This window comes from Pseudorhodoplanes sp. (assembly GCF_035565855.1).
Classification (GTDB): domain Bacteria; phylum Pseudomonadota; class Alphaproteobacteria; order Rhizobiales; family Xanthobacteraceae; genus Pseudorhodoplanes.
The window spans coordinates 40,344-50,110 of the sequence record NZ_DATMRX010000006.1 but is presented as its reverse complement, the minus strand read 5'-3'; the positions used below and the strand labels follow the sequence as shown (position 1 = coordinate 50,110).

The 9,767-nt window shown below is 63.4% G+C and carries 7 protein-coding genes; 2 read left to right on the top strand and 5 right to left on the bottom strand.

Annotated features, from left to right (window positions below; genetic code table 11):
* Positions 1-545: methylated-DNA--[protein]-cysteine S-methyltransferase (locus VN004_RS00510; RefSeq protein ID WP_325606148.1), on the top strand; the 545-nt coding region annotated here is incomplete at its 5' end.
* A gap of 79 nt (positions 546-624) precedes the next feature.
* On the top strand, positions 625-2,247 hold the full coding sequence (locus VN004_RS00505) for an ABC-F family ATP-binding cassette domain-containing protein (RefSeq protein WP_325606147.1): 1,623 nt from the start codon (positions 625-627) through the stop codon (positions 2,245-2,247).
* 32 nt (positions 2,248-2,279) lie between these two features.
* On the opposite strand, the gene gyrB is transcribed toward VN004_RS00505, so the two are convergent.
* The 5 genes from gyrB to dnaA form a co-directional block, all read right to left on the bottom strand.
* On the bottom strand, positions 2,280-4,709 hold the full coding sequence (gyrB, locus tag VN004_RS00500) for a DNA topoisomerase (ATP-hydrolyzing) subunit B (protein WP_325606146.1): 2,430 nt from the start codon (positions 4,707-4,709) through the stop codon (positions 2,280-2,282).
* A 158-nt stretch (positions 4,710-4,867) separates the two neighbouring features.
* A complete protein-coding gene (locus VN004_RS00495; RefSeq protein WP_325606145.1) occupies positions 4,868-5,113 on the bottom strand; it encodes a hypothetical protein in 246 nt (81 codons plus the stop codon).
* A gap of 118 nt (positions 5,114-5,231) precedes the next feature.
* Entirely contained in the window at positions 5,232-6,368 is a 1,137-nt protein-coding gene (gene recF / locus VN004_RS00490; protein WP_325606144.1) for a DNA replication/repair protein RecF, read from the bottom strand.
* 108 nt (positions 6,369-6,476) lie between these two features.
* Positions 6,477-7,598: a DNA polymerase III subunit beta gene (gene dnaN / locus VN004_RS00485; RefSeq protein ID WP_325606143.1), complete on the bottom strand. Its 1,122-nt coding sequence runs from the start codon at positions 7,596-7,598 to the stop codon at positions 6,477-6,479.
* 118 nt (positions 7,599-7,716) lie between these two features.
* The gene (dnaA, locus tag VN004_RS00480; RefSeq protein ID WP_325606142.1) at positions 7,717-9,159 is read right to left on the bottom strand and encodes a chromosomal replication initiator protein DnaA; all 1,443 of its coding nucleotides are present in this window, start codon (positions 9,157-9,159) and stop codon (positions 7,717-7,719) included.
* Between the last annotated feature and the right edge of the window lie 608 nt (positions 9,160-9,767).

Sequence of the window (9,767 nt, the reverse complement as noted above, 5' to 3'; positions counted from 1 at the left end):
ATTACCTCACGTTCGAAACCGCTCTCGGTCATTGCGCCGTCGCCTGGAACGATGCGGGTATCGTCTGTTTCCGGTTGCCGACCGCAAGTGCCGATGCCGCGAAGGGTTCACTGCTTCGCCGCCATCCGGATGCCGTTCCGGTGTCCCCTCCGGAGAATGTGGCTGCGGTGGTGTCGGCAGCTTTCCGCTATTTCGAGGGAGACGAGGTCGATTTCTCATTCTGCACCCTCGATCTGCGTCCGCAGGAGCCGTTCTTCGCACGGGTTTACGACGCCGTGCGCCAACTGCGATGGGGTGAGACGACAACCTATGGCGCGGTCGCAAAGACACTCGGTGCCGGTCCCGAAGCCGCGCGGGATGTCGGACAGGCGATGGCGAAAAATCCGGTGCCTCTGATCATCCCCTGCCATCGGGTGCTGGCCGCGGGCGGCAGGATCGGTGGCTTCTCGGCGCCGGGAGGCTCCGCCACCAAGGCGCGGATGCTGGCGCTCGAAGGCGCCCGGAGCGGAGCGGTACCCGCAGCACAGGGGACTTTCGGATTCTAGGTCGCGAGGCGGAAGAATGCTTTCGTCTCCGGCTCTCCTGCGCTAAGCGGGCCGCTTCATTTTTGTCTCGCCCGCCGCAATGATCCGTATCGACAATATCTCCAAGCAGAACGGTCACCAGATTCTGTTCATCGAGGCTTCGGCCGCCCTGCACAAGGGCGAGAAGGTCGGCCTCGTCGGTCCGAATGGCGCGGGCAAGACGACGCTGTTCCGCATGATCGCAGGGCAGGAGCAGCCGGACGAAGGCCAGGTCTCGGTCGATCGCGGTCTGACCATCGGATATTTCAGCCAGGATGTCGGCGAGATGAGTGGCCGCAGCGCGGTCGCCGAAGTCATGGAAGGCGCGGGCCCGGTCAGCATTGTGGCGGCGGAGCTGAAAGAGCTCGAGGGGGCGATGATCGATCCCGATCGCGCCGACGAAATGGACCAGATCCTCGAACGCTATGGTGAGGTCCAGGCGCGTTTCGAGGAACTGGACGGCTATGCACTCGATGCGCGGGCGCGCGAGGTGCTGGCGGGGCTCGGCTTCAGCCAGGAGATGATGGACGGCGATGTCGGCAATCTGTCGGGCGGCTGGAAGATGCGCGTCGCGCTGGCCCGCATTCTTCTGATGCGGCCGGACGGCATGCTGCTCGACGAGCCGTCGAACCATCTCGATCTTGAAAGCCTGATCTGGCTTGAGAATTTTCTCAAAGGCTATGACGGCGCGTTGCTCATGACCTCGCATGACCGCGAATTCATGAACCGCGTCGTCAACAAGGTGATCGAGATCGATGCCGGCACGCTAACCAGTTATTCCGGCGATTACGAATTCTACGCACGGCAGCGCGCGTTGAACGAGCAGCAGCAGCAGGCGCAATTCGAGCGCCAGCAGGCGATGCTGGCGAAGGAAATCAAGTTCATCGAGCGCTTCAAGGCGCGCGCATCGCATGCGGCGCAGGTGCAAAGCCGCGTCAAGAAGCTGGAAAAGATCGAGCGGGTCGAGCCGCCGCGCCGCAGGCAGTCAATCGCGTTCGACTTCATGCCGCCGCCGCGGTCTGGCGACGACGTGGCAAGCCTCAAGGGCGTGCACAAGGCCTATGGCAGCAAGCGCATCTACGAAGGGCTTGATTTTCACGTCGCCCGCATGGAGCGCTGGTGCGTTCTCGGCATCAACGGTGCCGGCAAGTCGACGCTTCTCAAACTCGTCACCGGCTCAACCGAGCCGGATGCCGGCACGGTGACCGTCGGCAGCAGCGTCAAGCTCGGCTATTTCGCGCAGCACGCCATGGACCTGCTCGATGGCGAGCGCACGGTGTTCGAGGAGCTCGACTATAGCTTCCCGCAGGCCGGGCAGGGGCAGTTGCGCACACTGGCCGGCTGCTTCGGCTTTTCCGGCGACGATGTCGAAAAGCGCTGCCGCGTTCTTTCCGGTGGCGAGAAGGCGCGCCTCGTGATGGCGAAGATGCTGTTCGATCCGCCGAATTTCCTGGTGCTGGACGAGCCGACCAACCATCTCGACATGGCCACCAAGGAGATGCTGATCGCCGCGCTGGCGCGGTTCGAGGGCACGATGCTGTTCGTGTCGCACGACCGGCACTTCCTGGCAGCCCTCTCCAATCGCGTGCTGGAGCTGACGCCGGACGGCGTACACGTCTATGGTGGTGGCTATACGGAATATGTCGCGCGGACAGGCCAGGAGGCTCCGGGGTTGCGGAGCTGACGGGCCATGGCCGATGAAGGGGCGTATGACGCTTAAGCGTCCACGCTCGCCTGCAATGCGTTTTCCTGGATGAAGTCGCGGCGCGGTTCGACGAGATCGCCCATCAGCCGGCCGAAAATGTCGTCGGCTTCGTCGACCTCCCGCACCTTGACCTGCAACAGCGAGCGGACGTCGGTGTTCAGCGTCGTCTCCCAGAGCTGCTCCGGGTTCATCTCGCCGAGACCCTTGTAGCGCTGCATCGAGATGCCCTTGCGGCCGACGGCAGTCACTGCCTCGAACAGCCCGACCGGGCCGTAGATCGGCGTCTCGTCGTCCTTGCGTCGCAGGATGCCGGGCTTGGCGTAAACCTCCTGCAGGAGCGGCGCATATTCGTCGAGCCTGCGTGCATCGGCGGACCCCAGCAGCGCCTGATCGATCAGCGCCGCTTCCTTCACGCCGCGCACGGTGCGCTCGAAATGGAAGCCTTCGGAATCGAACCAGCCCGTCCAGCCGCGCTCGGTCTCGTCGGACAGGACGTCCAGCCGGCGCGCGATATATCCGGCCGCCGCTGCGGCCGCTTGCTGATCGCCTGTCACTCTCGGGGTCAGGACACCGGCGATCGCCGCCTGCTCGATGACTTTGCGATTGTAGCGGCTGTGCAGGCCGTGGAGGAGATTGCGCACATTGCGCGCGTTCTCGACGAGCTTCTTCAGATCGGCGCCAGCGCGCTCCTCGCCACTGGCGACGCGCAACACCGAATCCTCGAGCCCGTGTTCGATGAGGAAATCTTCCAGCGCGCGTTCGTCCTTCAGATATTGCTCGGACTTGCCGCGCGAAACTTTGTAGAGCGGCGGCTGCGCAATGTAGAGATAGCCGCCCTCGATGATCTGCGGCATCTGCCGGAAGAAGAAGGTCAAGAGCAGCGTGCGGATGTGGGAGCCGTCCACGTCCGCGTCGGTCATGATGATGATCTTGTGATAGCGCAGCTTGTTGATGTCGAACTCGTCGCGGATGCCGGCACCGAGCGCGGTGATCAGCGTGCCGATTTCCTGTGACGACAGCATCTTGTCGAAGCGCGCGCGCTCGACATTGAGGATCTTGCCGCGCAGCGGCAGCACCGCCTGGAATTCGCGATTGCGGCCCTGCTTGGCCGAGCCGCCGGCGCTGTCACCCTCGACGATGAAGAGTTCGGATTTGGCTGGATCGCGCTCCTGGCAATCGGCGAGCTTGCCGGGCAGCGAAGAAACGTCCAGCGCGCCTTTGCGCCGGGTCAATTCGCGGGCCTTGCGCGCGGCCTCGCGAGCCGCGGCCGCCTCGACCACCTTGCCGACGATGGTCTTGGCTTCCGAGGGATGCACCTCGAACCAGTCCTGCAGCGCCTCGTTGATGACGTTTTCGACAACCGGACGCACTTCCGAGGAGACCAGCTTGTCTTTCGTCTGCGAGGAGAATTTCGGGTCCGGCACCTTCACCGACAGCACCGCGGTCAGGCCTTCGCGGCAATCGTCGCCGCTCAGCGAGACTTTCTCTTTCTTGCTCGTGCCGTTGTTCTCCGCATAACCGGTGATCTGGCGCGTCAGCGCGCCGCGGAAACCGGCGAGATGGGTGCCGCCATCACGCTGCGGGATGTTGTTGGTGAAGCAGAGCACGCTCTCGTGGTAGCCGTCATTCCACCACAGCGCGCATTCGACGGCGATCCCGTCGCGCTCGGCGCGGATGGTGATTGGCTGCGGGATCAGTGGGGTCTTGTTGCGGTCGAGATATTTGACGAAGGCCTCGATGCCGCCCTCGTAACGCATCTCCTCGCGCTTTTCGACGGGATGCCGGGCATCGGTCAGGATGACGGTCACGCCGGAATTCAGGAAGGCGAGTTCGCGCAACCGGTGTTCGAGCGTTGCGAAATCGAACTCGGTCATGGTGAAGGTCTGCGGCGACGGCAGGAAGGTCACTTCGGTGCCCTTGCGGCCCTCGGCCTTCCCGGTGACTTTGAGGGGCGCCTGCGCAACGCCATCCCTGAATTCCATCTGATGCTCGTCGCCGTCGCGCCAGATGGTCAGCCTCAGCCAGGTCGACAGCGCGTTGACGACCGAGACGCCAACGCCGTGCAGGCCGCCGGAGACCTTGTAGGAATTCTGGTCGAATTTTCCGCCGGCATGCAGCTGCGTCATGATGACTTCGGCAGCCGACACGCCTTCACCCTTATGGATGTCGACGGGGATACCACGGCCGTTGTCGCGAACCGTGCAGGAGCCGTCCGGGTTCAGCGTGACGACGACTTCCGTTGCGTGTCCCGCGAGCGCTTCGTCGATCGCGTTGTCGACGACCTCGTAGACCATGTGGTGGAGGCCCGAGCCGTCGTCGGTGTCGCCGATATACATGCCCGGCCGTTTGCGCACCGCGTCGAGGCCCTTGAGGACCTTGATCGATTCAGCGCCGTACTCGGTCGACGCCTGGGGGGGATTCTGGCGGGCGGGCTCAGCCATCAGGCAGCCTTCGAATCAGTTGCGAAAAAATGGGACGGGACGTGCCTTCGTGACACGAAAAAACAGGGCCGTACAGCCCTATTTCCTTGCCGTTAAGTAATTGTAATTGAAGCGTTTTCAAGCCCATCCGAAGCGCAAAATCTGCGCACTGGACGGCCTCATTCCGAAGACTTTTGGCGTCCGGTTGGGGGCGTCGTTCCGGCCTCATTTTCCGGCCGCTCGGCGGCCTCTCCGGGACGCCCAAGCTCATATTTGGGGTTCGGCCGATAGTCCGGAACCGGCTTTGCAAACTCGGACAGCGCAGTCGCCCAGATCTCGACTCGCGTCACGTCCTTGCGCAGCCCGTCGATTGCCTCATGGAGCTTTTCGGTCACCACCTGCGGAGCTGAATCTTTCGGTGCCATGCTTCCGGCCTTTCTCAAGCTTGGCGCCGACGCGCCTCCTTTCCACCATGGGACAAACCAAGAGCGCGGGATGGGTTCCTGACAAAGAGCCGCCGAAAACCTGCCGTGCACGCGGAACTCAGCTGAGTTGTCCCGGCGAGACCTCGACCATCTGCGCGCTGCCCACGATCTCTGCAAAGGCCTGCGGGTCGGCGCCGGTCATCCAGACCTGCGCGCCCAGTTCGGCCAGTGCTTCGAACAAGGCCCGGCGGCGGCCCGGATCAAGATGCGCGACCACTTCATCGAGCAGGAGTACCGGCGCCCGGCCGGTCATCCCGGCCAGCAGCGTCGCATTGGCGAGCACGAGACGGATCAGGACCGCTTTCTGCTCACCCGTTGAAGCATCCGACGCGGAAATGCCCTTCGGGCCATAGACGACCGCGAGGTCGGTCAGATGTGGGCCCTCCAGTGTGCGTCCGGCGGCGGCATCCCGTGCGCGGTTGTCCCGCAGGACCGTGCGATAACGCTGTTCGATGTCGGACGCTGGAAGCGAGAGCATCGCATCCTCCATCCAGCCCTTGAGCGCGATCTCCGCGAACGGAAAGACGGTCGCCGCACCCTGGCTCTCGGCAAGGGCGATCTGCAGCCGGTTCACGGTTTCGGCGCGCAGGGTCGCAACGGCGACCGCGAGCTCCGCGGTTTCGCGCTCCACGGCGTCGAGCCAATGCGTGTCGGCTTGCGCGTTCTCCAGGAGGCGATTACGCGAGCGCAGCGACCGCTCCAATGCGGAGACACGGCTCCCGTGCGAGGGGTCAACCGCCAGGACCAGCCGGTCCAGGAAGCGCCGCCGCTCCGAGGCCGGGCCGGTGAAGAGGCCGTCCATGGCGGGCGTGAGCCAGATGACCCGCACATGGTCTGCGAAGTCCGCGGCCGAACCCGCCGGCTCGCGGTCAATGCGATAGAGGCGGGTGGTGGGCTGATCGGGCTTTGGCGCCTCGATGCCGGTGCCGAGCGTTGCGAGCCCGTAGGCGCCTTCGACTTCGGCGGAAATCGCCCAGGATCCGTCCCCCTCGCTGAACGCTACTTCGTCGAGCGTGGCGCGGCGCAGCCCGCGGCCGGGCGACAGGAATGAGATCGCCTCGAGGAGATTGGTCTTGCCCGCGCCATTCGGTCCGACCAGCACGATCCGGTCTGCGGTCGTGGCGAGGCTCGCCGCGCGATAGCTGCGGAAATTTGACAGGCTGACGCGCAGGATGCGGGCGGGAGTCGCGGGCATAGGGGCGAACTACCAATATCCGCCGGTCCCGTGGAAGCGGAAAGGCGGACATTTTCCATAGTCCCGCCTGCGCGGGACCCCAAGCGAAACAGGCCGGCTGTGCGGAGCCTACACCCGCATGGGCATGAGCACGTATAGCGCGCGGCCGCCGTCCTTGTCCTGGATCAGCGTCGGCGATCCCGGATCGGCGAGCTTCAGGATCGCGGTTTCGCCCTCGATCTGAGAAGCGATGTCGAGCAGATAACGCGAATTGAAGCCGATATCGAGCGCGTCGGAATCGTACTCGACCTCAAGCTCTTCGGTGGCGCTGCCTGAATCCGGATTGTTGACCGACAGGGTCAGCTTGCCGGCTGTCAGGGACAGTTTCACGGCGCGGCCACGCTCGCTGGAGACCGTCGACACGCGATCCACCGCGTGTTCGAACTCGCTCTTGTCGACCTGAAGGATTTTGGAATTGCCGAGCGGGATCACCGGACCGTAATCCGGGAACGTGCCGTCGATCAGCTTCGAGGTCAGGACCACATCGCCGATGGTGAACCGGATCTTGGAGGTCGACAATTCGACCAGGATCTCCGCGTCGGCGACCTCGATCAAGCGCTGCACCTCGCCGACCGTCTTGCGCGGCACGATCACACCCGGCATCCCCTTCGCGCCGGACGGCAACGGGATTTCGAACTGCGCGAGGCGATGACCATCGGTCGCGACCGCACGCAATGTCTCGGCCTTGCTGCTGTTCGTGGCAGTGTGCAGGAAAATGCCGTTGAGATAGTAGCGGGTTTCCTCGGTCGAGATCGCAAACTGGGTTTTGTCGATCATCGTCTTCAGGTCGGCGGCCGCCAGCCTGAAGCTATGCGTCATGTCGCCCGCATTGAGATCGGGAAAATCGCTTTCCGGCAGCGTCTGAAGCGTGAAGCGCGAGCGGCCGGCGCGGATCGTCAAGACGCCGCGATCGCCGGACGCTTCGAGAATGATCTGCGATCCTTCCGGCAGCTTGCGCACGATGTCGTAGAGCATGTGCGCGGGCACGGTCGTCGCGCCGCCGGGTGATACCTCGGCGGAAATCGTCTCGTTGACTTCGAGGTCGAGGTCGGTCGCCTTGAGCGCGAGCTTGCCGCGCTCCGCCCGGATCAGGATGTTCGCGAGGATGGGGATGGTGTTGCGGCGTTCGACCACGCGATGCACGTGGGCGAGCGATTTCAGCAATTGCGCACGCTCGACGGTGACCTTCATCTCGCAAAAACCCTGAGGCGAGCGGACTGCGCCGCTGTGACGATGACCGGCCGCCAGCGGATGCCGGACGGCCGGGGGGACGCGAAATTGCCGTGCCTGAGGCCTTTGGGCAAGCCCCTCATTCCAGCTGGAGCTGGCGCTTCAGGGTGTCCACCTCGTCGGCCAGCGTGGTGTCGTTGCCGAGCAGGTGCTCGATCTTGCGCACGGCGTGCAGCACGGTGGTGTGGTCCCGGCCGCCAAACCTGCGGCCGATTTCCGGCAGGGACCGCAGGGTCAGCGTCTTGGCCAGATACATCGCGACCTGACGGGGGCGCACGACATTGGCCGTCCTCCGCGACGACAGAAGGTCCGAGCGGCTGACATTGTATTGCCGCGCCACCACGCGCTGGATGTCCTCGATCTTGACGCGCTTGGGCTCCTGCGGCCGGATCAGATCCCGCACTTCGCGCTCAGCCACTTCCATGGTCATCGGCTGACCCGTCAGCTTGCTCAATGCGAGCAGACGGTTGAGCGCGCCTTCGAGGTCGCGGCCGTTATGCGTGACCGATTTGGCGATGTAGGACACCACGGAGTCCGGCACATCGAAACCGGTGTGATGAGCCCGCGCCGCGAGCACCCGGTTCTTCAGGATTTCGAAGCGCAGTTCCTCGCCAAGCGGACCCATCTCGACCACCAGACCGCCGGCCAGACGCGAGCGCACGCGATCGTCAAGCGTCTCAAGATCCGACGGCGGACGGTCCGCCGCGATGACGACCTGACGCCCGGCGTCGATCAGCGCATTCAGTGTGTGGCAGAACTCGGCCTGCATGTTCTTGCCGGTGAGAAACTGCAAATCGTCGATCACCAGAACATCGATCCCGCGCAGCGCTTCCTTGAATGCGATCGCATTCTGGTTTTTCAGCGCGGAGACGAAGCCGTACATGAACTTCTCGGCCGTCAGATACAGGATCTTGCGGTCGCCGTTGGCATTGCCGGCCCAGGTGATGGCCTGAAGGAGATGCGTTTTTCCGAGCCCCACGCCCGCATGGATGTAGAGCGGGTTGAACATGACGAGATCGCCGCGCCGCGCCGACGCCACCTGCTTGGCGGCTGCATGGGTCAGCGTGTTCGAACGCCCGACGACAAATGTATCGAAGGTCAGGCGCGGATCGAGCGGCGAACCGCCGGACGCTTCATGCGCCGTTGAAACCGGAATCGGAGCCGCGCTCGGTGCGCGATGCTCGGCGCCATTTGACTTCTCGACGCGTTGATCGCGCGAAGCCTCCGGCTGATCGTCCACGCGCGGCTTCGCCGCCTGCGTCTTGATCGCCGCCGTGCGCACAGTCAGTTCGATCTTCTGGACGTTCCGTTCTTCCGCCTGCCAGCAGCGCAGCACGCGATCGCCATAATGCGACTGAATCCAGCTTTTCAGGAAACGCGTCGGCACCGACAGCCGCGCCGTATCTTTCTCCAATCCTTCGAGATCCATTCGAGCAAACCAGCTCGAAAAGACATCGTCGCCAACTTCAGCCTTGAGCCGGCCCTTAACCCTGGACCAACGCTCCTGCTCCAAACTCGTCATTTCGGTCGCCTCTTCCCGAATGTCGAAAAACCGATGGTGAATAGCGAGGCGAAACGCCCCGATTGTTGGACCGCAGCCCATTCACGTCGCAGGTTGGAGATTTGAAAAACCTTTCAGGCTGATCCGAAGATCAGCCTCTCCCGCGACACGAATGAGCGCGATCACCAGCCATCGATTGGAGGTGAAGCTGCCCGTAGCGATCCGGCTGTTATCGATGCCCCCAGCCGCACACGATCCGGCGTGAGCCGGGTGATGTCCTGTCCGTATTCAACTCGCCACTCATATGCGAGCTGCTTTTGACGCCGCGTGTGTAAGCGGCGCTTGTTCGCCTGACTCTTCGTCATGACTCCCCCTACCATCCGCGCGCCTCCACGCGGTGGACCGATTCTTTGTCGACGTTAACGTTCCGGGAGCTTCCCAGCGACACAGATACAAATACGCAGCGTCGCGAAGTTCAGCAGTGAATTAAACGTCTTGTCCGTCCAGTTCGTCGTCGCCTTTGTCACGTACAGAAGGTTGAGAAACGCAGACATAGTTCGCCCGTTCTCATTCCTCATGAGTTTGAAAGAAGACCATTTCCTGAAGGCCGCCGCAGCATTGTGCGGCGG

What these genes read in the sequence shown, in the direction of transcription:
- dnaN (WP_325606143.1), bottom strand. Translation starts at nt 7,598, where the DNA reads ATGAAGGTCACCGTCGAGCGTGCGCAATTGCTGAAATCGCTCGCCCAC.
- VN004_RS00505 (WP_325606147.1), top strand. Translation starts at nt 625, where the DNA reads ATGATCCGTATCGACAATATCTCCAAGCAGAACGGTCACCAGATTCTG.
- VN004_RS00495 (WP_325606145.1), bottom strand. Translation starts at nt 5,113, where the DNA reads ATGGCACCGAAAGATTCAGCTCCGCAGGTGGTGACCGAAAAGCTCCAT.
- recF (WP_325606144.1), bottom strand. Translation starts at nt 6,368, where the DNA reads ATGCCCGCGACTCCCGCCCGCATCCTGCGCGTCAGCCTGTCAAATTTC.
- gyrB (WP_325606146.1), bottom strand. Translation starts at nt 4,709, where the DNA reads ATGGCTGAGCCCGCCCGCCAGAATCCCCCCCAGGCGTCGACCGAGTAC.
- dnaA (WP_325606142.1), bottom strand. Translation starts at nt 9,159, where the DNA reads ATGACGAGTTTGGAGCAGGAGCGTTGGTCCAGGGTTAAGGGCCGGCTC.